The following is a 22,290-nucleotide window of genomic DNA, read 5'->3' as shown; positions in this document are numbered from 1 at the left end:
CTTTTCGCATGTGACGACTTGCTCGCTATGCAGCGCGGAACGACATGCTTAACGGTTAAAAGATGGACCGGAAGATGGCGACGCCGATGGCAATGACGACGGTGTTGGCCAGCGCGATGGGCAGCATCTTCTTCCAGCCCAGATCCATGAGCTGGTTGTACTTGAAGCGGGGGAACGTCCACCGCACCCAGATGAACAGGAATGCGAAGAATGCCACCTTCAGCATCAGGCTGCCAAACTGCAAGAGCGTAAGGAGCAGCGAGCCGTCGAGTGCCGGAATGGCGGCCAGGAGCAGCGGCTGAAACGGAATAAGGTAGCCGCCGAAGAACAGCGTTACGATGATGAACGAGGCCACAAACCAGTTGACGTATTCGGCGAGGAAGAACATGCCGAATTTCATCCCGCTGTACTCAGTATGGTAGCCGCCGACCAGTTCCTGCTCGGCTTCAGGCAAGTCGAACGGCGCGCGGTTGGTTTCGGCGAAGGCGGTTACAATGAAGATAATGCAGCCTACAGGATTGCGAAAGGCGTTCCACCCAAGCACGGCCCAGCCGCTGGCCTGATCTTCTACGATGCCCGGCAGGCTCATCGTGCCGGCAATGATAACAACCGAAATGACAGCCAGGCCCATTGACAGCTCGTACGAGATCATCTGCGCGGCGGAGCGTAGCCCGCCCAGGAGCGAGTACTTGCTGTTCGAGCTCCATCCGCCCAGGGTGATGCCATACACCGTGACCGAGGTCAAGGCCAGTACCATCAGCACACCTACGTCAATGTCCAGCAGTACCACCCCCTCGGCAAAGGGGATGAGCGAGGCTACGCTCATGGCAATCACTACCATGAGCACCGGCGCCAGTGCATGGATGAACGTGTTGGAGGCCGCAGGCTGAATGTCCTCCTTCATCACGAACTTGAGCACGTCGGCAAACGGCTGCAGAATGCCCAGCGGCCCCACGCGGTTGGGACCGGGGCGATTTTGCATAAAGCCCGACACGCGGCGCTCGGCATATACCAGCACCGACGCCGACAGCAGCATCGCATTCACAACAAGGAACGCGAAGATAGACGTGGAAAGCAGCGAAATTTCCATAACGGCAGGGTTAGTTCAACAGGATCCACCGCAGCCGGAACGTCCGGCACGTGTGCGGAACGGAGACTGTAAACGTACAAGCCGCAGGTTCTGCGTGCAACCATTCTGTTAGTGTATGCCGGGGGATGCAGAGCCAAGCCGGTGTTTTCGGAGAGAGTTCACCGGTGCACAAGCACACGTACAACGTTAGATCAGCGCGGCATTAGCCGACACGCGCAGCGGGTCGGTAGTGGACTGGGCGTAGTCGCGCAGCGCCTGCACGGCATCAGCATCCATAATGAGTAACCGGTCGAGGCCTTTGCCTGCGCTCAGAATGACAGCTTCAGAGGCGTGGTCGCGCAAGCAGTTGAGCACCGCGCTGCGCGTCATGTTAAAGGCACGCGCTACCTGACACAGCAGGCCAACGACTTCGCCATCCTCTGCGATACGAAGGGGTTTATTTGGACAATCCATAATCGCACCTCGGGGTAGCGTGAAAGATACAGAGTGAAGCACATGATTTCTACACAAGAGCAGAGCAGCAATCATGCCGCAGCCAATCCAATGCACTCGTGTATCTAATAAGTCGCGCTCTATCGGCACTTCGTTACGTCAGGAGGCCCAGCGGTAGGCGTCGTCCACATGCGGAGCGAGCACAGTGCGCAGGCGCTTGCGGGCGCGGTGGAGACGCACGCGGGCATTGCCGGGAGTGATGTCGAGCTCCTGGGCCACCTCATCGGTCGAAAGCTCCTGCAGGTCGCGCAGCGCAATGATCTGGCGGTACGAGTCGGGCAGTTCACGCAGCGCATCATAGAGCAGCTGCTTTTCCTCGCTGTGCACCGCGCTGCCCATGGGCGAGGGCGGCGTATCTGTGCCAAATGCTGGACCATGCGTGGACGATACCATACGATTCAGCGCATCGTCTTCGACATGGGCATATCGGTCGTCGGTGCGCCCGCGCTGTAGCGCTACATTCTTTGCAATGCTGTAGAGCCATGTGGTGACCTTCGAAGAGCCGCGAAACCGTGGCGCGCTGCGAATCGCTTGAAAGAATGTTTCCTGCAGCAGGTCTTGCGCCACCTCCGTGTTTTTGGAGTAGCGCTGCAGCACGCCCAAAATGAACGAGCGGTTGCCATAAATCCACCGCTCAATGGCTTCCGGGTCGCGAGCCTGAAATGCCTCAAGTTGCTCGTCGGTGAGGCGTCCAGTTGTTGAGGATGAGGCAGTAGGCATAGCAGCAGAGGAATCATGTGTGCGGATGCAAACGATCGTCACCCCATACATATGACAATTGCGTGCCAAATCAATCTTTTTAGTTTATTTGATGTGCTACCTCCATATTTTACATTCATTTATAAAAATGAATTTGATGTTTAGCATAGACTCTACTTCCATGTATTTCGTTGATATATCGACACCTATGTCGATATATCAACGTGAAAGCGGAGCTGTGTGAACGCATAGGATGTAAACGATGTACCTCTACAGACGCGCTGCTCTTGATGTAACGCTATCCCCCCACCGCGCACGCAGTACGCCCAAGCTACAGGAGACCGCAACCGCGTGCGGCCTGCCCGACGCTTCCCTGAATTTCTTTTGCCCGAACGCTGGCTCCTCGCTTATGTCTTCGGTCTCGCCTTCCGTATCCGACCGTTCTACAACAACGCCCGACTACCAGGCGCTGTACGAAACGGCCCCTGTGGCCTACTTTTCGGTGTCGCCGGGCGGGTACATTCAGATGCTCAACCCATACGCCGCCGATCTGCTGGGATACAAACGCCGTGCCCTGGTGGGGCAGTCGGCATTGTCGATCTGCCCACCGGGCCCCGAGGGGCGTGAACGGGCGTTGCAGGTGCTACAGCAAGTGCAGCAGGGCCACTCGGTCGAGAAAGCCGAGATGCGCATGGTGCGCTCCAGCGGCACCGAGCTCTGGGTGCACCTCACAGTCCATCCGGTACAAAACGACGACGGCACGATTGAGCGCTTTCAGTCGATCGTAACCGATATTACCAGCCGTAAGGAGATGCAGGCGCAGCTGGAAACAAACCAGGTGGCGCTGGAATCGCGCGTGCAGGCGCGGACTGCCGAGTTGGAGCGCGTCAATGAGGAGCTGCGCGCTGAAATCCGGGAGCGGCGGGCGGTGCAAGAACAGCAGCAGCGCCAACTCGCGGCGATGGATGCGGCCATGGCCGGAATGTCCATTCATGCACCCAACGGCGCGTTCCGATACGCCAACCAGGCGCACGCTACGATCTACGGCTATGACGATCCCGAAGAATTGATCGGCGAGAGCTGGCGCATCCTGTACGACGCGCAGGAGCAGGCCTACATTGAGGCAGAGGTGTTTCCGGTGCTGGATCGCGGCGAGCAGTGGAGTGGCGACCTCACGGGCCTGCGCCGCGATGGCAGTACGTTTCCGGTATACCTGACGCTTACTCCGCTGGACGATGGCGGACTCACGTGCATCTGCGAAGACATCACCGCACGCAAAGAGCGCGAGCAGCAGCTGGAGCTCTACACGCGCCGCCTGGAGGTGCTGCGCGACATCGACCAGGCCATCTTGCAGGCACAGTCGCCCGCCGACATTGCGCAGGCCGCTATGAAGCGCCTGCACCACCTGGTGCCCTGCAGCCGCTCCAGCGTGGCCCTGCTCGACCGCAACACCAACGAAGGTACGGTGCTGGCCCGCTACAGCGCTGGGGAGTCGATGCTCGATAGCGGCGTAACCGTGCCGCTTTCACATTTCCAATTTACCGAGGCTGCGCTGCACCAGCAGCATCACATCGTGGAAGACATCCGCTCCGTCAAGCAGACGCCGCTGATCCAGCAACTCCGGGAAGAAGGCATCCAGGCGTTTATGACGCTCCCCATGTCGATGGAAGACACACTTATTGGTATCGTAAACCTGGGCACGGAAGATCCGGGCTGCTTTACCGAACAAGAACAACGCATCGCGCAGGAAGTGACCGACCAGCTTACCATTGCACTGCGTCAGGCGCAGCTCCTGGAGCAGGTGCAGCAACACACCGAGCGCCTGGAGCAGCGCGTGGAGGAGCGCACCAAAGAACTGGAGTCGTTTACCTACTCGGTGTCGCACGACCTGCGCACGCCACTGCGAGCCGTCGACGGCTTCTCGCGGATGCTGCTCAATGCCCACAGCGATCAGCTCGATGACGAAGGGCAGCGCCTCCTCGGGGTCATCGTGGAGAGCGCCCAGCGCATGGGCCAGCTTATTGACGACCTGCTTGCGCTCTCGCGGCTCGGCAGTCGCGAGATGCGATCAGGACCCATCGACATGGATGCGCTCGTGGATGACGTGATCGACGAACTGGACCGTGCGCATCCCGACCGCAACATCGTGTTTTCGTGCGACCCGCTCCCCCGCACCTGTGGCGACCGCTCGATGGTGCGGCAGGCCCTAACGAATCTGCTCTCGAACGCAGTTAAGTTCACGCAAGACGAAGCCCCTGCCCGCATTCGGATCACGTCTGATACGAAGGCCGATGTGCCGACATACGTTATCGAAGACAATGGCGCGGGCTTCGACATGGCCTATGCCGATAAGCTGTTTGGCGTGTTTCAGCGCCTGCACGACGATGATGCATTCGAGGGCACAGGCGTGGGGCTCGCTATTGTGGAGCGCGTGGTGCAGCGCCACGGCGGCCACGTGGAGGCGGAGGGCGCCGTGGGCGAAGGCGCTTCGTTCACGTTTACCCTGCCTAAAGAAACCGCTACCCCGCCCTGATTCTGATACGCCGCTGCCTGCCTTGCTGCCTCCCCATCGACTGTGTTGTACCGTATGAGTCGCTCCATTTTACTCATTGAAGATCAGCCCTACGACGCCGAACTCACGCTGCGCGCGCTCCGCGAACTGGGGCTCGACGAAGACGTGATGCATCTGCGTGACGGGGCCGAGGCGCTCCGCTACCTGTTTCAAGATGCGTCAGACCACGGCACGCCCCCTAAGCTCATCCTGCTCGACCTAAAGCTGCCCAAGGTGAGCGGGCTGGAGGTCCTCGAAGCACTTAAGTCGGACGAGCGCACGCATTGCATCCCTGTCATTGCCCTCACCTCCTCGCAGGAGCAACAGGACCTAACGCGCTGCTACGACCTGGGCGTGAACAGCTACGTGGTGAAGCCGGTTGACTTTGAGCAGTTTACCGAAACGGTTCAGCGCATCGGCCGCTACTGGACCTCCACCAACCAAACGGTGTGTTAGAGGCTGCGTTGTCCGTGTCTGTCGCTGTCTGTCGCATCCCCAACCTGCCTCGCTATGACCGATGATGCTTCGCCCTCGTGGGACGCGCTCAACGTGCTGCTGCTTGAGGATGTGGATACTGACGCCGAACTCATTCGCCACCAGCTACGCGCCGACGGCATTACCGGCTCAGTGCAGCGAGTAGATACGAAAGCCGACTTCGAAGCCGCGCTCGACGACGGCCCGCCCGGTATTGTGCTGGCCGACTACTCGCTGCCCACGTTCGACGGGCTCACGGCGCTGCGCATGGTGCAGGAGCGCTACCCCACGGTGCCTGTGGTCTTCGTGTCCGGGGCCATCGGCGAGGAGCGCGCTATCGAAACGCTGAAGCAGGGCGCGACCGACTACGTGCTCAAAGACACGCTCTCGCGGCTGGGGCCGGCGGTGAAGCGGGCCCTACGCGAGGCCGAGGAGCGCCGCGCTCGCCAGGAAGCCGAAGCCGCGCTTCGACAGGCCCACGACGAGCTGGAGCAGACGGTAAAAGAGCGCACCGCCGCCTTGCGCGAGAGTCAGCAGCGCCTGTCGACCATTGTGGATTCGGCGATCGACGCTATCATTAACATCGAGGCGGACCGCACCATCACGCTCTTCAACCCGGCAGCCGAATCCATCTTCGCATGCTCTGCCGATGACGCCTGCGGGGAGCCACTCACGCGCTTCCTCACAGACGAGTTCGACGCGCTGCTGGCCGACTACCTGCAGCAAGACACCAACGCCGAGGGGCGCTACCTGGCGGCGTCTGAAGGGATTCAGGCGCGCCGCGCCTCTGGCGATACGTTTCCGGTTGAGGCCACCATCAGTCCGCTGCCGCTGCCGAATGGAACCACCCAGCACCTGCTCATCTTGCGCGACATCGATGCGCGCACGCAGGCGGAGGCCGCCGTCTCCCAACTGGCCTCCGAAAAGCAGTACCTGCAAGAAGAGATCCGCAGCGAAAAGGGCTTCGAGACTATCGTGGGCACCTCGCCGCCCATGCAAGAGGTGTTCACCGCGATCGACCAGGTGGCGAGCACCGACACCACTGTGCTCGTGTGCGGCCAGACGGGCACCGGCAAAGAACTCGTGGCCCGCGCTGTACACGAACGCAGTCCACGCGCCGACAATGTGCTCGTCAAAGTGAACTGCTCCGCACTCGCCCCCGACCTCATTGAAAGCGAGCTCTTTGGGCACGAAAAAGGGGCCTTCACCGGAGCCTCTGAGCAGCGCGTAGGCCGCTTCGAACTGGCTGACGGGGGCACGCTCTTCCTCGACGAAATCGGCGAACTGGCGATGTCTACCCAGTCGAAGCTGCTGCGCGCGCTGCAAGAGCAAGAGTTTGAGCGTGTGGGCGGAAGCCGCACCATTCAGGTGGATACGCGGATCATCGCCGCAACGAATGTGGATCTCGAACAGGCGGTGGAGGAGGGCCGCTTCCGATCAGATCTCTACTTTCGCCTCAACATCTTCCCGATCAATCTGCCGCCGCTCCGCGACCGCCGCTCCGACATTCCGCTTCTGGTGGAGCACTTCCGCAAGCTGTTTGCCCAACGTATGGGCAAATCGATTGAGGGCGTAAGCCCCAGCGCCATGGCAGTGCTCAAGGCTTACAACTGGCCCGGCAATGTGCGCGAGCTGGCCAACATCATGGAACGCGCTGTGATTCTGGCCCAAGATGGGCTGATCCGCGCCGATGACCTCTCCATTACGCAGCAGCATACCACCAACCACACCGACGACCTGCCCACGCTTCAGGAGGCGCAGCGTCGGCACATCATTCGCGCGCTCAAGGCCACCGGCGGCACGGTAGGCGGCCCCGACGGCGCAGCCGCCCTGCTCGACATCAAGCGCACTACCTTGCTCTCGCGCATGAACCGCCTGGGTGTTGACGCTGATGCGTATCGGGGGTAAACGCCGTGTGTAGCATTGGACATGCAGCGAGGTTGCTCCTTCATTCAAAGAGAAATTGCACAGGAGCGCGCTATCCCGTATCCTTTCGAGCGTTCGTCTGCTTATCCCTTTAGCACACGCTGTTTATGGCCTCATCCAAGAAAGCCATCTACGCCGCCATCTTAGGCAACTTCGCAATTGCCGTCACCAAGTTTCTGGGGGCAGCGGTTAGCGGCAGTTCCGCGATGCTGGCCGAGGGCATCCACTCGCTGGTGGACACCGGGAATGGCGGGCTGTTGCTGCTGGGGATTCGGCGCAGCCAGCGTCCGCCCGATGATACACATCCGTACGGATACGGCAAGGCGCTCTACTTCTACACGCTTGTCGTCGCGATTCTGATCTTTGGGCTTGGCGGAGGATTCTCGTTCTACGAGGGCTTGCTGCATACGCTCGACCCCGGGCATGGCGCAACTGGCAGCGCAACGGTCTTTGGCGTGACCATTGGGGGCCTCATGCTGAACACCGTTGTACTGAGTGCCGCTATCGTGTTTGAGGCGCTGGCATTTCGCACCGCGTGGAACGAGTTTAATCTGCAGCGCGGCGATACCAGCTTTTGGGAGGCTGTACGCACCAGCAAAGACCCCACGACCGTCACGGTGCTGTTTGAGGACAGCGCCGCTATGGCCGGACTCATCGTAGCGCTTATCGGCGTGCATCTGGCCCATCTGCTGGAGATGCCTATTCTCGACGGCATTGCCTCAATGGCGATTGGGCTGATTCTGTTTTCGGTGGCCGCGTTTCTGGCGTGGGAGAGCAAGAAGCTGCTTGTGGGCGAGGCGGCTCACCCCGATGTGCAGGCCGATGTCCGCGCCATTGCCAACGAGCAGCCGGGCGTGGCCGGGTTGGGCCGTGTGCTCACGCTCCACATGGGCCCCTATAACTTGGTGCTCAACATAGAGATCAACTTTGACGCGAACCTCACCGCTGCCGAAATTACACAGACCGTCAATGCTTTTGAGGATGCGGTGCGCGAGGCCCATCCCGAAATCACCTACATCTTTGTGGAGGCCGAGTCGCTCTCTGGACGGCGCCGGGTGGCGCATGCATCGTCAGGGCAAGATACATAAGAGAGTACCAACCATGCGTGCCCTCATTCGTATCACTTCCATCAGGTTGTGTGATAATAGCTGCCGTTATGGAATCCAAAATGTCCGAGGCGCCCAACCCGGGTGCGCTGCTCAATCATATTGCCGAAACCCACTGGCAGACGATAGCACGGCAAGGCTGGCGGCAGTACCAGCAGCGCGGGCGGGGGGCGGTTGTCTTTCCCACGCCGCAGTCGGGGGATGCAGAGGATGGTGGCACCGCTCCGCTACGGTATCTCACCTTTCAGGGCACAGATGACGAGATCGAAGCCAGCACAATGAAGATGCTGCATCACCTCACCACCACGTACGACCCCGCGCGCGAAGTCGTCCTCGCCGTGGTTCTCCCTGACGACCGCACGGTATTCGACGTGTATGCGCGCTCGCCTGCCCCCAAATCCCTGTCCGGCGATACGTGACCGGCGCGCCCCTCACGGAGAACAGTCGTCCTATTCAACTGCTGTGCCCCTCGTTATATAGCTTACCCCAATGCTCATGCTATCTTCCACTGAGTCGGAGTCCCCAGAATCCCCAACAACCTGGACGCGCATCGGTAACGCCGTGCGTTTGTACTGGCACTGGCCGGTGCTCGTAGGGGTCGCGCTCTACCTCGTGTTTCAGTTTTGGCCGCCTGTAATCGACCTCGAGCCTGCTGGCAATGCCGCTCCAACGTTTGCACACGAGACGATTGATGGCGACACGTTTCGCACAGCTGACCATGCCGGACAGGTGATGGTCGTAAACGTATGGGCCACGTGGTGTCCGCCGTGCCGTGTAGAGCTACCCGGTTTTGTAGAACTGCAGAACGAATGGGGCAATGAGGTGCAATTCGTGGGACTGGCCACCGACCAGCAGGGGGCTCGTGTGGTGAAACCGTTTGCTGAGGAGCAGGGGCTCAACTATCCACAGATTGCCTCTGGGCCCCTGGCGTACCAGCACTTTCCGGGCGAGGCCGTACCACGCACCTACGTGATTGATACCAGTGGCGACATCCGATACACACACGTCGGCTTCATGCCGAAGTCGACGCTGAATCGTGTGCTGCGCGCCTTAACGTGATGCTGCCGAGTGGCTCGCAGAGGCCCGAGTCTTACGAGTGGAGTGGAGCTATGCCTCTTCTGGATCCAGCTCTTTCTCAGGGCGCACGTCCCACATGAGCATCATCTCAATGTCAGCGTACTCTTCCTCGCCCTGCGCGTCGATGAAGCGGTAGTCGCCGTACGTGGTGCGCTGAAACGGCGGCACACGGTGCCAGGTAGCCTCCTCCCCATCCACAAAGTGCTCCGGGTACGGATTGTCGATCGTGTACGACGGGTGATACGAGTGGTACGTCTTCTCGGCTTCGTAAATCGCAGCGCGACGAGCACCGGCCTTGGTCATACTCTCGCCCTTCACAGTAAACGGCGAGATCGATATGGTGGCGACGACGTAGCCATCGTCTTTCTCGTGATACGACGGACGCATCACTTTGAAGTCGGACGGTTCGGGATATGCGCTATGCTGTTCTGAGGCCATATCAGCATGAGGGTATTGTTGCAAAAGCGTTAGCATATCCTTAACGAGCCGCGTAACGCATAGATTCCTGACAACTCACACCTCGTTGCTGCCTTAATGCGTATTTTGCTCGGTCGGTGCGCAGCCGACTGCAGGTCGATCCTCCCGCTTCTCGGCATTCCAGCCACGCAACATGCATGAACATGCGCCAAAAACGCATATCCACAGACTGATATGGCGTACTTTTTCCCACACTGACGCTCCTATGTTAACAACAGAATCGACGCTGCACGCCGCTTCGCACAGGTTTCGTGAAATTGATGCACGGTGCCAGAATAGGAAACCTGGTACTTGCATCGTGCGTCGATCCGACACACTGAATCCACGATTTTCTGATGCGTGTGCGGCGCTCCGTATCCGCCTGTGGTTTCGCGAACAGACACCATGACCTGCTATGTTTTACGAAGAAGAGACCCTCTACGACGCGACCGACGATATCATGCCTCGGTTCGACGATCCGTTTGCGTACTCCGCCCTTGACGATGAACTCCTCGACGGTGGATACTACGATGAGGACGACCTGATCGATGACCTGGAGGAGGATTTCGACGACTTCGAGGATGAAGACGACGACTACCTCTACAACGATGACTATTACGAGGACTTCGACGGTGCGTTTTAACTCGCGCTAACAATGCTCACCTCTTCAGCCGAAAGCGGTCCGCCTGCTACTATGCAACGCGGACCGCTTCTATTTTACGGCATGTGCAGGTTTCCTTTTTCCTTTGCTGATCGCCTTGTGGCAGAATACGCGGTCCTGACATCCCCCATTCCCTCACGCTGTTCGGGCGTTTCCCCCTTCGCGAAGGGGGAAATGTCGCGCAGCGACAAAGGGGGATGCCCGCCCCGAAAGGACAATGGGAAAACTTGCATACCGCGTTATTTTGGTGGTGGATAGACGCTAAATAACGTGTTGTGCCATACATGTACGTGCCCTCGGCCATGCGGAAGCATGTGTTTATGCCCTGCACACGGCCATCTCCCCCAATAGGTGGATGCTTGCGAGGAGTGAGGCCCCCTCAAACGGCGCATGGATTACTTCGTGCGTCGCTTCGCTCGGCTCCGGATCAGCGGCGCCAGGCGCGCCTTGCCTGTCCTGAACTCGATTCAGGATCTGGATGACGGGCGTTGGCGGGCTGGGCGACTTCTGAACCTATAGCACAACCCGTTCTCAGAATCTGTTTGGGGTTTGAGAGCGAGCACCCTGACCGTAGGGAAGAAATACTCCTGGAGTGCTCAAAATAAGAAATCAAAACAGGCCCTCAGAATGCCGTGAGAGCATGAGGGACAATCAGCGCCAACGAGTAATCAGAAAAACTTGCGCACCACGTTAATTCGTTTATGATGACACCGTTGTAGGCGCCGCCTGTGGTGCTTCCCTATCATGCCGGTCGGCAATGCGGTAGGCGTCGGTCGTTTCCATGCGAGGGCGCACGATCATTTCGCCGAGCAGGCCAGTTGTGAACATCTGAGCGCCAAACAAGATGAGCAGCAAACCCAGCAGAAGCAAGGGCCGATCGCCCAGGGCGTGGCCAAACACCAGCTTTTCAATGGAGAGCCACAGGCTCACGACGAACCCGGTGATAAAGCTGAGCGTGCCGAGTCCGCCAAAGAAATGCATGGGACGCGCGGCAAACCGCGTGAGAAACAGCACCGAGACAAAGTCCAGGAAGCCGCGGATGAACCGCTCCAGCCCGAACTTGGTGGTGCCATGCTTGCGCGGGTGGTGCTGCACCGGCTTTTCAGTGATGCGGTCGAACCCCTCCCACTTCGCCAGCAGGGGGATGTAGCGATGCAGTTCGCCATACAGGTTAATGGACTGCACGACCTCGCGGCGGTACGCTTTGAGTCCGCAGTTAAAGTCGTGGATACTGATGCCCGACACCAGCCGCGTGACGCCGTTGAAAAAGCGGCTTGGAATCGTCTTTGAGAGCGGGTCGTGGCGCTTGCGCTTCCATCCGCTCACGAGGTCGTGCCCGTCATCGAGGAGGGCGATGAGCGCCGGAATCTCATCCGGGTCATCTTGCAGATCTGCATCCAGCGTAACGACGTACGGCGCTCGCACATGCTCGAATCCCACGGCAAGTGCAGCGGATTTCCCGTAGTTGCGCTGCAATCGAATCCCCCGAAACCGCTTGTCGTCCTCATGCAGCGCCGTAATGACGGCCCACGAGTCGTCGGTCGAGCCGTCGTCTACGAGCCACACCTCAATGGCATAGTCGGCACAGGCTGTGCGCAGGCGGTCGGCCAACTCGGGGAGCGAGTCGGCTTCGTTGTACACCGGAACGACAATAGATAGCTCGGGGGTCGGCATGGATACGGCGGAAGCCAGCAACACGGCAAACAGCGGACCGGGAGCGGACCGCTACACGTCGATGGTAGCGTACTTGGCATTGCGCTCAATGAACTTGCGGCGCGGTTCGACGGAGTCGCCCATGAGCGTGCTGAAGGTGTGATCGGCACTGGCCGCGTCGTCGATCGACACCTGCTGCAGCTTACGCGTTTCCGGGTTCATCGTGGTCGTCCACAACTGCTCGGGGTTCATCTCGCCAAGGCCCTTGTAGCGCTGCAGGCTGGGTTTGGCCTTACCATTGGCGCGCAGCTCCGCCATCTTCTCGCGCATCTGGTCGTCGGTCCACAGGTAGTACTCGTCTTTGCTCTGCTGGATGCGGTAGAGCGGCGGCATGGCAATGTACACGTAGCCTTGCTCGATGAGCGGGCGCAGCTGCCGATAGAAGAACGTGAGCAAGAGCGTGCGGATGTGGGCCCCGTCGACATCGGCATCCGTCATAATGACCAGCCGGTGATAGCGCAACCGCGACAGGTCGAACTCTTCTTCGGTGGTGGTGAGGCCCGTGCCGAGGGCCGTCACAATATTCTGGATCTCATTGTTTTCGAGGATGCGGTCGAGCCGCGCCTTTTCGACGTTCAGGATCTTGCCTCGGAGCGGCAGAATCGCCTGAAAGTGGCGGTCGCGCGCCTGCTTGGCGGATCCCCCCGCCGAATCCCCCTCAACCAGATAGATCTCGCTCTCCTCTGGATTGCGCGAGGAGCAGTCGGCCAGCTTGCCCGGCAAACCGCCACTCGTAAAGGCACTCTTGCGCTGCACCAGTTCGCGCGCCTTGCGGGCCGCCGCGCGGGCCTGTGCGGCCAGCACCACTTTGTTAATGATGGACTCGGCCTGGTTCGGGTGATCCTCAAGCCAGCGCCCGAGCTGCGTGTTGATGAGCGACTCCACCGTGCCTTGCACCTCGGAGTTGCCCAGCTTGGTCTTGGTCTGTCCCTCAAACTGCGGTTCCTGCACCTTCACCGAGAGCACCGCCGTGAGGCCCTCGCGGAAGTCATCGCCCGAGAGGTCGAACTTCAGCTTCTTGAGCATGCCGTTCTTCTGGGCGTAGCCCTTCAGCGTGCGGGTCAGCGCGCGCCGGAAGCCGGAAACATGCGTGCCGCCCTCGTGCGTGTTGATGTTGTTCACAAACGACAGCACCGTCTTGTTGTAGCTGTCGTTGTAGCGCATGGCCAGCTCGACCGGCACCTCGCCCGACTCATCCGAAATGAAGATCGTATCGTCGATGATTGGCTCGCGGGCCTCGTCGAGGTACTCCACAAACTCCTTGATGCCGCCTTCGGAGTAGTACTCCTCGTAGCGCAAGTCTTCGTCATCTTCGCGCTCGTCTTCGAGCTGGATGCGCACGCCCCGGTTCAAGAACGCCAGCTCTTGCAGGCGGTCCGAGAGCGTGTCGAAGCGGAAGTCCGTCTCCTTAAAGATGGAGCCGTCGGGCCAGAAGCGGATTTCGGTGCCTGTGGTTTCGTCGTCGCGCATGTCGCGCAGCTTCGTGACGGGCCCCTCGGGCACGCCGCAGCGGTAGCTCTGCTGCCACACCGCCCCGTCGCGGTAGACCGTTGCCACAAAGCGGATCGCGAGCGCATTCACACACGACACGCCCACCCCGTGCAGCCCGCCCGACACCTTGTAGCTGTCTTTGTCGAACTTGCCGCCGGCGTGCAGCACCGTCATGACCACTTCGAGCGCCGAGCGATTTTCCGTGGGGTGCTCGTCCACCGGAATGCCGCGTCCGTTGTCTTGTACCGAGACCGACCCGTCCTCGTGAATCACCACGTTGATGGCATCGCAGTACCCGGCCATCGCTTCGTCAATGGAGTTGTCGAGCACTTCATACACCAGGTGGTGCAGGCCGCGAATCCCGACATCGCCGATGTACATGGCCGGGCGCTTGCGCACCGCTTCCAGGCCTTCGAGCACCTGAATGTTGGAGGCCGCGTACGGCGTTACGGGAAGGTCGTGTTCAGTAGCCATGAGGGAGAGACAGGGTCGTATCCAAGAAAAACAACAGGGGGCCGCTGCGTTGGCAGAGGCACAACAGTGTAGGTACCGTAGCCCTACGTAACGGTTCGCCGATGCGCCTCCCGTCTGTGGAGATTCCCGCAGCGTCCGGGTTACGCCGGATCGTTGTCGGGGGAAAACACGGGCACGAAATCGCGCAGCGGCATGCCTGCCGTGGCGGGGGTAGGGGCGGTGCCGCGCTCCAGTTCCAGCTCATACGCCACGCGGTCGGTGCGATAGTAGCGCTGCTGATAGTAGATCGGTGCGTCGTTGGCATCAATCGAGAGGCGTGATATGAGCAGTACCGCCTGGTTTGGGGGGATGTGCAGGGCGGTGGCAACCGCATCGGGGGCATTGACCGCTTCGATGCGGTAGCGCCCCCGCCGCACTTCGATCCCATGCTCGGTTTCCAGGATGCTGTAGATGGTATTTTGCGTCAGGTCGTATGGATCAATAAGCGCTGCATAGTCGGGCGGCAGCCAGGTGTAGTCGAATGCGACGGGCTCGCCATCGCCGAGGCGGGTGCGGTCCAGGCGGCGCACGGGCGCCCCCGGCTCCACATCCAGCTTGGCGGCCACAGCAGCAGGCACATCAACGGGGGCGTTCTTTTCGATACGAGACGACGCTGCAATCCCTGCCTGGGCCATGTCTTCCGCAAAGTCGGTGAGGCGCACCAACCCCGAGCGCAGCCGCTGGTCTTGCACAAACGAGCCCAGCCCTTGCTTCCGATAGATCAGCCCCTCGCTCTCCAGCGTTTGCAGCGCCCGTCGCACCGTAACGCGACTCACGTCGAACTGGTCGCAGAGCGCATGCTCCGACGGCAGCTGTTCGTCAGGAGCATAGGTGCCGTCGGCAATGCGGGTGCGGAGCCAGTCGCTTAGTTGTTCGTGACGGGGAGCAGCCATAGAGGGCAGATGGACGTGGCAGTACAAGCAGGGGGGGCAGATGGTGCATTGATTTTGCACCGTATAGCAGCGCATCGGATCCTGCAATATATGAACAACGCCCCAGTTTATCCACCGTCTCCGCAATGGGTTCATATGATGCGCTCCGCACCCGCGTAATGATTACAGCCTCGGCTGGTGTAACGCCTGGACGGGCTTCCATACGTAGCCCGCGTAACGCCACCCGCGCTTTCTGCACTTAGTCTTCCCCGGTTGTGCCCAACGCTCCATCTTCTTCTCGTGTGGATACCGAGGCGATCTTAAACGGCGATCGTGCAGCCTTCGAGGCCATGGTCGAGTCCGAGACGCCCCGCCTGTTTCACATCATTCTGCGCTACGTCAACGATGACGAGGCAGCGCGCAGTCTGGTGCAGGAAACGTTTTTGCAGGCGTACAAGAACCTGGACTCGTTTCGGGGCGACTCGCAACTGACGTCGTGGGTCACCGGCATCGGTATCAACCTGGCCCGTAGCTGGCTGCGCAAGAACAAGCGACAGCAGCCCATGGACGAGGAGACGATGGAGCGCCTGCAGCCCGATTTTCGGTTTGGGCGCTACACCGGCTCGTTCGAGCCGTGGGATCCGGAACAAACCGCCGAGCGCGCCGAACGCAAAGAACTGGTGCACAAGGCACTGGACGAGCTCTCCGACTCGTATCGCGAGGTCATTGTGCTGCGTGATCTGGAGGAGCGCTCAACGAAAGAGACCGCCGAGCTCCTTGGCATCAGCCGAGGGGCTGTGCGCGTGCGCCTACACCGCGCGCGGCAAGCGCTCCGTTCCTTGCTCGACCCGCATTTTGCTTCTGATTTTTCGTAGTTCGCCGCATGGCTAATTTTCTTACTGAGTGGCGCCGCCGCTGGATGCTCACCTGCCAAGAGGTGAACGGTTTTCTCGAAGCCTACGTGGATGGCCGCCTCGACACGACCACCAAAGCGCAGTTTGAGCGGCATATTAATGGATGCGAAACATGCCGCACCTACCTGCAGCAGTACCGCGCTACCATTGACCTCGTCAAAGAGGCCGACCCTGCTAACGACCACCCGCCGGAGCCGTCGGATGCGCTGGTGGATGAAACGCTCTCTTTTCTGCGTGATCATTACGAGCCGCCCACCAACAACGCATCGTCGTGATCACCGCCTCTGTTTTATGCATAACCCCGCTGCCCTATGGCCTGGATTGAAACAATCGACGAAGACGACGCCTCTGACTCTCTACGCGCCGTGTACGACCGTGTAGCCTCATCTCGCGGTAAGGTGGCCAACATCCTGAAAGTGCACAGCCTACGCCCCGACACCTTGCAGGCGCACCACGACCTGTACCGCGAGCTGCTGTTTGCCCGCACCGACCTGTCGCGTGCCGAGCGCGAACTCATCGCTGTGGTCGTGTCCGATGCCAACGACTGTGCCTATTGCGTAGAGCACCACCGCGCGGCACTCAACGCGTACTGGGACAACGACCGCATCGACGCGGTGCTTCAGGGGGAGGCCAAAGACGTGCTTTCGGAGCGTGAGCAGGCGCTCGCCACGTATGCGCGTGTCCTCACCACCGCCCCGGGTGCCGTAACAGAAGACAACATCGCGGCGCTCCGCGACAAGGGCCTCTCCGACACCGCCATCCTCGACACGGCGATGGTGACCTCCTACTTCAACTTCGTAAACCGCATGGCCCTGGGGCTTGGCGTCAACTTTACGCCCGAGGAGGTCGAAGGGTATGCGTATTAGTGCGTTTTCAGCGATGACTCTGCATGTTGAACCGAGATGGGTACGGGTACAGCGCCTTCCCGAACAGCGTCTGCTGAACGCCGGGGAGATGGTTCGACTCCCGGCTCCTACGTCGCCGTCCGCTCACCATGACAGACTTCGTTTGAAATAATTTCAGGAGACTACCCAAATAAGGGGAGACGCAACTCCAGGTAGCACGCGACTCACTCCGCAATTGCACTGCGGTCCCACACAGCAAACGTGGTGTCCTGCCCGCCAATGACATGGTTGCCGGTGATGGCCAGGCTGCGCACGGGCTCGGGCGGCTCGTAGCTGTAGCGGTAGTCGCCCGCTGCCAGATCATACACATCCACAACGTAGCGATTTTCGTCCGGCTCCAGAAAGATCACCAGCACGTGGATCTCGTCGTCGTGGATCGACACGTCGTTGATGCGAAAGCGGAGTTCGCGTCCCACAGCACGCTTTGTGCCGCCTCCTGCCGGTTCCGTGGGCGTGGGCGGGTAGTCGCCAACCATGTGGCGGATGTAGTCGATGGTGCCATTGCCATGCCACCGAATCAGGTAGCCGTAGAAGAACGAGAACTGGATCACGCCGCCCTGCGTATCGCCGCGCAGACCGCCATCCAGCAGACCAATCGACTCGTATGGGTTGCGCACAAGATCCTCGCCCTCCTGGTGTCCGCCGCCCGATAGGGATTGAAAGCGCACGGTAGAAGTGGGAGCGCCGAAGGTGACAATCTGGTCATCGCTCGTCACCCCCAGTCGTATGAGACCAAAGTCGGGACGCTCGGAGCGCTCTACCGTCCCGTCCTCGTTAAACACCGATATTTTTCGACCTCGCGGGTCGCCGACAACCACCTGCCCATTGGAAGCGATGCCATACCCCATGACGGCCATGTGCTGCCCGGGTCCTACGCCGCGTCCCTCCCCATATGTGCGCACATGCTCGCCATCAAGCGTATACCGATACACCTGGTGCTCGGATTGATCACGAAAGAACACATCGCCCCGGGCGGCACGGAGGGCGCGCGGGTTGGTGAGCGATGGGCGTTGGGCCCCGACTTCGGTCCAGGAGCCGGATCGAAATGTTCGCTCGCTGGCGGACTGCGACCGAGGCCGCTGTATGAAATCCGGGGTGTGGGGGTCGGGCAGCGACTCAAGCGATGCAGCGGCCTGTCTGACCGGGGTGGCATCTGCCGCGTCTGCGGCGTTGGGCTGAGCCGGTGTGCCAAGCGCCCACACGGCGGCAAGCAGGGCACATCCGCTAATCATGACGGAAAGAGTGCGTAATACAGACATCAGAATTGGATGCGATGTGGAACGAATCAGAGGTAGGAACAGCGTACAACGCCACGCTTCCTGTGATGAAGAGCCGTGGATTCATCAAACCGGTTACTTCACGCTGCTGAGCAATGGGGGCTATTATGGATGCACTTCCATCGTGAACATATGTAGAATCAGAGTAGATATCAACCTGAACTCCCTCCCGTTTCTTTTTTTACATTTGTGAGCTTCCAAACGCCGATTCGAACTGTGCCACGAGCGCTGGTCCCACCCACCTCCTTGATCGCATAGAAAGCGGTTCCAGCCAACGTACAACCAGCTAACACACCCACACGGGCGGGTTGAGGCGGTCGGGGTAGGCAGATGCGAGATAGGATCGGAACTGCGTAAGCTGGTTGCGATCCAGCCCAAGCACCTTGGCAATGCGCCGGATGCTCAGGTAGTCGATGCCCTCGCCTTTCGCCTCGTCGCAGTACATCATCAGGCACACGTCGAGCGTTTCGATCTGCTCCTCGTCAAGGATGGCCGGGGCGGTCGTGTCGCCGCGCGGCTCCAGGTTTTTGGCCGAGCGGCGCTCGTAGTCGAGCTCCGACGTCTGCCCGAAGGAGCGTACAATCGCCTCCGTTTCGTCGAGCGAGGTCGTGTCGCGGCAGGCCTGCGCGATTTCGTTGCGCTGCCACACCGCCTCGAATGGGTACGTGCGCACGAGCGGACTCTCATCGGTCAGTTCCACCTTCATGCCGCTGCTGCGAATTTCGGCAGTGCCTCGGTAGCCCAGCGCCGCCGCACACGTCATGCCCGACACCTCGGACGGTAGCCACTCAAACGCGCTCATGAAGTCGGAGGCAATGGCTTCGGTGATGGGCTGCGGCTCAGCATAGTCGGTGTCGAGCGGCAGTTCGGTGTTGATGTCGTCCATGTGCGCGGTGGTCAGTTCGCCGTCGAGGCCGAAGCCCGCTACCGCCACGTGCACGTCCACCGGCGCATCGTACATGCCCGCCAGTGCGAGTCCGTCGGCGGTGGGGCTGCGGAGCGTCTCTTCGTCGCCGCGCGCCAGGATGTCGCCGCCGACATCCACCACCAGAATCTCCTCAAAGCCGTGCAGTGCGTGCAGTTCGCGCACCTGGTCGCGCACATGCTTGGCCCCGCGCCGGATGTTCATGAGGTAGTAGCTCACGCCAAACGTATCCGCCAGACGCGGAATGAACGTGACGGCGGGGTCTTTCAGCGCGCTGGTGCCATCGATGGCGTGGTTGTGCGCGCCTACCGGCTTGATGGTCGCAAAGTCGTCGGGTCCACGCGGCCCCGGACTCGGGTCATAGATGGTGCGCTCCCACACAATGGTGGCGTAGGCCACTTCGCTGGGGGCAAGGCCAAGGGCACGGGCGACCATGAGTGCCGCGAGGGCATCGCCGCCCCCGCCTCCAGCTACAACGAGGGTGCGTTTTGAAGAAGGCATAGAACCTGTTTTGATTTTTTACTTTGAGCTCCGAGCGGCTCCGCTGGGCTGCAAATTGCCCCCAATCTTAGCCCGTAGCCCCGGCTACGAACCTCGATTGGGGTCCAATTTTCGCCTCAGCGGCCCTCGCTCTCGCTGTCAAACCAAAACCCAAACAGGTTCATAGGCTTGACGTGCGTTCGAAAAATGAAGTGCCGCCTAAACCGCACGCCCAATCGGTCGTTGCACGAGAACTGCGGGGATGTCTCACATTCCTGCAACATTGCAGCGGCCTCCTGGCATCCCCCTGTGTTTGTACCAGATCCGTCACGTTGTGGCGGGAGCCACATGTCGCTTTAGCGATGCCTGTTCGCATCTATCTTCTTCAAAATAGCCGCTTGTTACCATGCATATTATTGCCACCGTCGGCCCCGACAACACCACCAAAACCGTACTTCCTTTTGTGGCCGCCAAAGGCGCGATGAGCCGTGGCGAGACGGTCGCCATCTTCGCGATGCAAGAGGCCACCTACCTGGGCAGCACGCGCCATGCCGACCTCTCAGAGCTAAAGGCGCCCGGTCTGCCTGTGGTGCAGGATGTGCTGAATGCGCTGCTGGACAACGACGCGCTGGCTGAGTTCGTTGTGTGTGAGCCCTGTGCCAAAGCGCGCGGCATCCAAGAGGAGGACCTGGCCGACTGGGCTACGTTTGGCGGTGCCGGCGACATGGCGCGCCAGGCTGCGGAGCACGATACCAGTCTCACGTTTTAGCGCCACGCTCCCGGCATCCCCCTATCTTAGTTTCTTTTGCTGATAACCCTTCGTGCCGTTTATGGCTCAACAACCTTCCATGTACACCGATGTATCTGACATAGGCGAGTTTGGCCTCATTGCCCACCTGCGGGATACGCTGGGGCCCGACGTGCCCGACGAGGTACACACCGGCATTGGCGACGACGCCGCCGTCATCCGGCAGTCCGACGGACGCGTGCAGGCCTACACCACCGATTCGCTCATCGAAGGCGTGCACTTCGACCGCACCTTCATGCCGATGGAGCACCTCGGCTTTAAGCTGATGTCGGTGAACGTGAGCGATCTGGCGGCGATGAACGTGTCGCCCGAGTACGCGCTGATTACGATTGGCCTCCCCAAAAACATTACGGTGGAGCATCTGCGCACGCTCTATGAGGGCATTAAGAAGGCGTGCGATGCGTACGGCATAACCGTGGTGGGCGGCGATACGACCAGCGCCCATGCGCTTACGCTGTCGGTAACGGCCTGGGGATCAGCCGAAGCCGAGGCGGTCGTGCAGCGCTCGGGCGCGCAAGTGGGCGATGCGATCTGCGTCACCGGCGATCTGGGCGCGTCCTACGCCGGACTCAAGATCCTGGCCGACGAGCGCAAACGGCTGGAGGACGAGGGCGACGACTTCGAGCCGGCTCTGGATGCATTTCCGTATGTGATTCGCCGCCACCTGGCTCCGCCCGCTCAAGAGGCATCGGTACGGCGCTGGCGCAACGCGGGGTTTAAGCCGCACGCGCTCATTGACATTTCAGACGGACTCTCCTCGGAGATCCATCACATCTGCGAAGCGGGCGACGTGGGTGCGCGGCTCTTTGCACCTACACTGCCCATCCACCCCGAAACGCGCAGCGTGGCCGACCACTTTGGCGACGATGTGGATGTGTATGCGTTCTTCGGCGGCGAGGATTACGAACTGCTCTTCACTGCCGATGAATCAGACCTCGACGCGCTCGACGAGACCACGTACACCATCATTGGCGAGGTCACCGACGCGTCGAAAGGTGTGCTCGTGGAGCAGGGCGACGGCACCGCCATTCCGATGCAACCCGGCGGCTTCGACCACTTCGATGAGAACGACGACGGAGCGGCGTAATGCCTGACCGAGTGACCGAGCAGTTGGGGCTTCATCGCACCCAGGCAGCGGTCGCGCATCCTTCCGGTGCGTCCCAGCCCCGCTCTCGGCACAGGACGCCCCTCGCTAACTTCCAAGCACACCGCACCGGCCCATGATTGCGCGCATCTGGCATGGATGGACGACGCCCGAACAGGCCAACACCTATGAGCAACTCCTCAACGACGAGATCTTCCCCAGCATTGCTGCAAAGGATATAGACGGCTACCGGGGCATTCAGCTGCTCCGCCGGGAGCACGACAGCGAAGTCGAGTTCGTCACTATCATCAGATTCGAGTCGTGGGATGCCGTCAAGCAGTTTGCGGGCGCAGCCTACGAGCGTGCCCACGTACCCGACTCGGCCCGCGCCGTGCTGTCACGGTTCGATGCCCACGCCCAACACTATGAGGTACGGGCGCATCATGGATGATGCTACCAGGCACCTGCAGTGTCAGAGGCAAACTGCCGAAGCGAGCGTGGCGGCTGGCCGGTGACCTGCTTTACATCAGGGGAGACAGCGGCGGCCTGCCCGGCGCGCACGCCCTGAAACAGCCCCACGAGCATCTCGGCGTAGTCGGCGTCGAGTCCGGCGCTGGTGAAGAGATCGAGGGCGGTTTCGTCGCTTACGGGCTCGTAGCGGATGTCGCGACTCCAGGCTTCGGAGAGCACATCCGCGGCTTCGTGGTAGGTGAGCGCCTCGGGGCCGGTGATCGTGTAGGCGGCTCCGGCATGGCCGTCTTCGGTGAGCGCTGCCA

The 22,290-nt window shown here is 60.5% G+C and carries 22 protein-coding genes and 1 pseudogene; 13 read left to right on the top strand and 10 right to left on the bottom strand.

Annotation, left to right across the window (positions count from 1 at the left end; all coding sequences use genetic code 11):
- Positions 1 to 55: 55 nt before the first annotated feature.
- From nuoH to CRI93_RS13335, 3 genes are all read right to left on the bottom strand, one after another.
- Positions 56 to 1,090, bottom strand: a complete 1,035-nt coding sequence (gene nuoH / locus CRI93_RS13345) for an NADH-quinone oxidoreductase subunit NuoH (protein ID WP_098063143.1) — start codon at positions 1,088 to 1,090, stop codon at positions 56 to 58.
- A gap of 186 nt (positions 1,091 to 1,276) precedes the next feature.
- A complete protein-coding gene (locus CRI93_RS13340; protein WP_141491719.1) occupies positions 1,277 to 1,543 on the bottom strand; it encodes a hypothetical protein in 267 nt (88 codons plus the stop codon).
- Between the two features lie 138 nt (positions 1,544 to 1,681).
- On the bottom strand, positions 1,682 to 2,302 hold the full coding sequence (locus CRI93_RS13335) for an RNA polymerase sigma factor (protein WP_176521875.1): 621 nt from the start codon (positions 2,300 to 2,302) through the stop codon (positions 1,682 to 1,684).
- 388 nt (positions 2,303 to 2,690) lie between these two features.
- Between CRI93_RS13335 and CRI93_RS13330 the strand changes: the two genes are divergently transcribed.
- The 6 genes from CRI93_RS13330 (at position 2,691) to CRI93_RS13305 (ending at position 9,397) form a co-directional block, all read left to right on the top strand.
- Positions 2,691 to 4,814, top strand: coding sequence for a PAS domain-containing sensor histidine kinase (locus CRI93_RS13330; protein ID WP_176521874.1), 2,124 nt, complete (start codon positions 2,691 to 2,693; stop codon positions 4,812 to 4,814).
- Between the two features lie 54 nt (positions 4,815 to 4,868).
- Entirely contained in the window at positions 4,869 to 5,288 is a 420-nt protein-coding gene (locus CRI93_RS13325) for a response regulator (protein ID WP_098063139.1), read from the top strand.
- Between the two features lie 54 nt (positions 5,289 to 5,342).
- The gene (locus tag CRI93_RS13320) at positions 5,343 to 7,214 is read left to right on the top strand and encodes a sigma 54-interacting transcriptional regulator (RefSeq protein ID WP_098063138.1); all 1,872 of its coding nucleotides are present in this window, start codon (positions 5,343 to 5,345) and stop codon (positions 7,212 to 7,214) included.
- Between the two features lie 125 nt (positions 7,215 to 7,339).
- The gene (locus CRI93_RS13315) at positions 7,340 to 8,320 is read left to right on the top strand and encodes a cation diffusion facilitator family transporter (RefSeq protein WP_098063137.1); all 981 of its coding nucleotides are present in this window, start codon (positions 7,340 to 7,342) and stop codon (positions 8,318 to 8,320) included.
- Positions 8,321 to 8,388: 68 nt separating this feature from the next.
- On the top strand, positions 8,389 to 8,757 hold the full coding sequence (locus CRI93_RS13310; protein WP_245850533.1) for a hypothetical protein: 369 nt from the start codon (positions 8,389 to 8,391) through the stop codon (positions 8,755 to 8,757).
- Between the two features lie 76 nt (positions 8,758 to 8,833).
- Entirely contained in the window at positions 8,834 to 9,397 is a 564-nt protein-coding gene (locus tag CRI93_RS13305) for a TlpA family protein disulfide reductase (protein WP_098063196.1), read from the top strand.
- Between the two features lie 48 nt (positions 9,398 to 9,445).
- Here the strand turns inward: CRI93_RS13305 and CRI93_RS13300 are convergent, their stop codons facing one another.
- On the bottom strand, positions 9,446 to 9,853 hold the full coding sequence (locus tag CRI93_RS13300) for a hypothetical protein (protein ID WP_098063135.1): 408 nt from the start codon (positions 9,851 to 9,853) through the stop codon (positions 9,446 to 9,448).
- Between the two features lie 433 nt (positions 9,854 to 10,286).
- On the opposite strand from CRI93_RS13300, the gene CRI93_RS13295 reads away from it, so the two are divergent.
- Complete coding sequence (locus CRI93_RS13295; RefSeq protein WP_098063134.1) at positions 10,287 to 10,514, top strand: hypothetical protein; 228 nt, start codon at positions 10,287 to 10,289, stop codon at positions 10,512 to 10,514.
- Positions 10,515 to 11,231: 717 nt separating this feature from the next.
- On the opposite strand, the gene CRI93_RS13290 is transcribed toward CRI93_RS13295, so the two are convergent.
- The 3 genes from CRI93_RS13290 to CRI93_RS13280 form a co-directional block, all read right to left on the bottom strand.
- On the bottom strand, positions 11,232 to 12,206 hold the full coding sequence (locus CRI93_RS13290; RefSeq protein ID WP_098063133.1) for a glycosyltransferase family 2 protein: 975 nt from the start codon (positions 12,204 to 12,206) through the stop codon (positions 11,232 to 11,234).
- Positions 12,207 to 12,257: 51 nt separating this feature from the next.
- Complete coding sequence (gene gyrB / locus CRI93_RS13285) at positions 12,258 to 14,210, bottom strand: DNA topoisomerase (ATP-hydrolyzing) subunit B (RefSeq protein WP_098063132.1); 1,953 nt, start codon at positions 14,208 to 14,210, stop codon at positions 12,258 to 12,260.
- Between the two features lie 140 nt (positions 14,211 to 14,350).
- Positions 14,351 to 15,142, bottom strand: coding sequence for a GntR family transcriptional regulator (locus tag CRI93_RS13280; RefSeq protein ID WP_098063131.1), 792 nt, complete (start codon positions 15,140 to 15,142; stop codon positions 14,351 to 14,353).
- A gap of 254 nt (positions 15,143 to 15,396) precedes the next feature.
- Here CRI93_RS13280 and CRI93_RS13275 point away from each other — a divergent pair, with 254 nt between their 5' ends.
- Genes CRI93_RS13275 through CRI93_RS13265 form a run of 3 tightly spaced genes read left to right on the top strand, consistent with a single transcriptional unit; the run spans position 15,397 to position 16,901 of the window.
- Positions 15,397 to 15,996, top strand: coding sequence for an RNA polymerase sigma factor (locus CRI93_RS13275; RefSeq protein ID WP_245850531.1), 600 nt, complete (start codon positions 15,397 to 15,399; stop codon positions 15,994 to 15,996).
- Between the two features lie 8 nt (positions 15,997 to 16,004).
- Complete coding sequence (locus CRI93_RS13270) at positions 16,005 to 16,310, top strand: anti-sigma factor family protein (RefSeq protein WP_098063130.1); 306 nt, start codon at positions 16,005 to 16,007, stop codon at positions 16,308 to 16,310.
- Between the two features lie 36 nt (positions 16,311 to 16,346).
- The gene (locus CRI93_RS13265; RefSeq protein ID WP_098063129.1) at positions 16,347 to 16,901 is read left to right on the top strand and encodes a peroxidase-related enzyme; all 555 of its coding nucleotides are present in this window, start codon (positions 16,347 to 16,349) and stop codon (positions 16,899 to 16,901) included.
- A gap of 203 nt (positions 16,902 to 17,104) precedes the next feature.
- On the opposite strand, the gene CRI93_RS13260 is transcribed toward CRI93_RS13265, so the two are convergent.
- Together CRI93_RS13260 and CRI93_RS13255 are read right to left on the bottom strand one after the other, a co-directional pair.
- Positions 17,105 to 18,199, bottom strand: coding sequence for an NHL repeat-containing protein (locus tag CRI93_RS13260; RefSeq protein ID WP_141491718.1), 1,095 nt, complete (start codon positions 18,197 to 18,199; stop codon positions 17,105 to 17,107).
- A gap of 304 nt (positions 18,200 to 18,503) precedes the next feature.
- Positions 18,504 to 19,643 carry a DUF1152 domain-containing protein gene (locus CRI93_RS13255; protein ID WP_098063127.1) on the bottom strand — a complete coding sequence of 380 codons (1,140 nt, stop codon included), beginning with the start codon at positions 19,641 to 19,643 and terminating at the stop codon, positions 18,504 to 18,506.
- 385 nt (positions 19,644 to 20,028) lie between these two features.
- Between CRI93_RS13255 and CRI93_RS13250 the strand changes: the two genes are divergently transcribed.
- The 3 genes from CRI93_RS13250 (at position 20,029) to CRI93_RS13240 (ending at position 21,965) form a co-directional block, all read left to right on the top strand.
- A complete protein-coding gene (locus CRI93_RS13250; protein ID WP_098063126.1) occupies positions 20,029 to 20,391 on the top strand; it encodes a DsrE family protein in 363 nt (120 codons plus the stop codon).
- Positions 20,392 to 20,452: 61 nt separating this feature from the next.
- The gene (gene thiL / locus CRI93_RS13245) at positions 20,453 to 21,517 is read left to right on the top strand and encodes a thiamine-phosphate kinase (protein WP_098063125.1); all 1,065 of its coding nucleotides are present in this window, start codon (positions 20,453 to 20,455) and stop codon (positions 21,515 to 21,517) included.
- A gap of 133 nt (positions 21,518 to 21,650) precedes the next feature.
- Positions 21,651 to 21,965 carry an antibiotic biosynthesis monooxygenase family protein gene (locus CRI93_RS13240; protein WP_098063124.1) on the top strand — a complete coding sequence of 105 codons (315 nt, stop codon included), beginning with the start codon at positions 21,651 to 21,653 and terminating at the stop codon, positions 21,963 to 21,965.
- A 2-nt stretch (positions 21,966 to 21,967) separates the two neighbouring features.
- Here the strand turns inward: CRI93_RS13240 and CRI93_RS15415 are convergent.
- A pseudogene (locus tag CRI93_RS15415) lies at positions 21,968 to 22,290 on the bottom strand (SDR family NAD(P)-dependent oxidoreductase); the annotation flags it as partial.

Origin of the sequence: Longimonas halophila, from assembly GCF_002554705.1 — a bacterium.
GTDB lineage: Bacteria > Bacteroidota > Rhodothermia > Rhodothermales > Salinibacteraceae > Longimonas > Longimonas halophila.
Note: the sequence above shows the minus strand (reverse complement) of the source record. Positions and strands in the feature narration are given on the sequence as shown.

Bases quoted from the DNA above. Each gene is read 5' to 3' on its own strand.
- nuoH (WP_098063143.1), bottom strand. From the start codon at position 1,090: ATGGAAATTTCGCTGCTTTCCACGTCTATCTTCGCGTTCCTTGTTGTG.
- CRI93_RS13340 (WP_141491719.1), bottom strand. From the start codon at position 1,543: ATGGATTGTCCAAATAAACCCCTTCGTATCGCAGAGGATGGCGAAGTC.
- CRI93_RS13335 (WP_176521875.1), bottom strand. From the start codon at position 2,302: ATGCCTACTGCCTCATCCTCAACAACTGGACGCCTCACCGACGAGCAA.
- CRI93_RS13330 (WP_176521874.1), top strand. From the start codon at position 2,691: ATGTCTTCGGTCTCGCCTTCCGTATCCGACCGTTCTACAACAACGCCC.
- CRI93_RS13325 (WP_098063139.1), top strand. From the start codon at position 4,869: ATGAGTCGCTCCATTTTACTCATTGAAGATCAGCCCTACGACGCCGAA.
- CRI93_RS13320 (WP_098063138.1), top strand. From the start codon at position 5,343: ATGACCGATGATGCTTCGCCCTCGTGGGACGCGCTCAACGTGCTGCTG.
- CRI93_RS13315 (WP_098063137.1), top strand. From the start codon at position 7,340: ATGGCCTCATCCAAGAAAGCCATCTACGCCGCCATCTTAGGCAACTTC.
- CRI93_RS13310 (WP_245850533.1), top strand. From the start codon at position 8,389: ATGGAATCCAAAATGTCCGAGGCGCCCAACCCGGGTGCGCTGCTCAAT.
- CRI93_RS13305 (WP_098063196.1), top strand. From the start codon at position 8,834: ATGCTATCTTCCACTGAGTCGGAGTCCCCAGAATCCCCAACAACCTGG.
- CRI93_RS13300 (WP_098063135.1), bottom strand. From the start codon at position 9,853: ATGGCCTCAGAACAGCATAGCGCATATCCCGAACCGTCCGACTTCAAA.
- CRI93_RS13295 (WP_098063134.1), top strand. From the start codon at position 10,287: ATGTTTTACGAAGAAGAGACCCTCTACGACGCGACCGACGATATCATG.
- CRI93_RS13290 (WP_098063133.1), bottom strand. From the start codon at position 12,206: ATGCCGACCCCCGAGCTATCTATTGTCGTTCCGGTGTACAACGAAGCC.
- gyrB (WP_098063132.1), bottom strand. From the start codon at position 14,210: ATGGCTACTGAACACGACCTTCCCGTAACGCCGTACGCGGCCTCCAAC.
- CRI93_RS13280 (WP_098063131.1), bottom strand. From the start codon at position 15,142: ATGGCTGCTCCCCGTCACGAACAACTAAGCGACTGGCTCCGCACCCGC.
- CRI93_RS13270 (WP_098063130.1), top strand. From the start codon at position 16,005: ATGGCTAATTTTCTTACTGAGTGGCGCCGCCGCTGGATGCTCACCTGC.
- CRI93_RS13265 (WP_098063129.1), top strand. From the start codon at position 16,347: ATGGCCTGGATTGAAACAATCGACGAAGACGACGCCTCTGACTCTCTA.
- CRI93_RS13260 (WP_141491718.1), bottom strand. From the start codon at position 18,199: ATGTCTGTATTACGCACTCTTTCCGTCATGATTAGCGGATGTGCCCTG.
- CRI93_RS13255 (WP_098063127.1), bottom strand. From the start codon at position 19,643: ATGCCTTCTTCAAAACGCACCCTCGTTGTAGCTGGAGGCGGGGGCGGC.
- CRI93_RS13250 (WP_098063126.1), top strand. From the start codon at position 20,029: ATGCATATTATTGCCACCGTCGGCCCCGACAACACCACCAAAACCGTA.
- thiL (WP_098063125.1), top strand. From the start codon at position 20,453: ATGGCTCAACAACCTTCCATGTACACCGATGTATCTGACATAGGCGAG.
- CRI93_RS13240 (WP_098063124.1), top strand. From the start codon at position 21,651: ATGATTGCGCGCATCTGGCATGGATGGACGACGCCCGAACAGGCCAAC.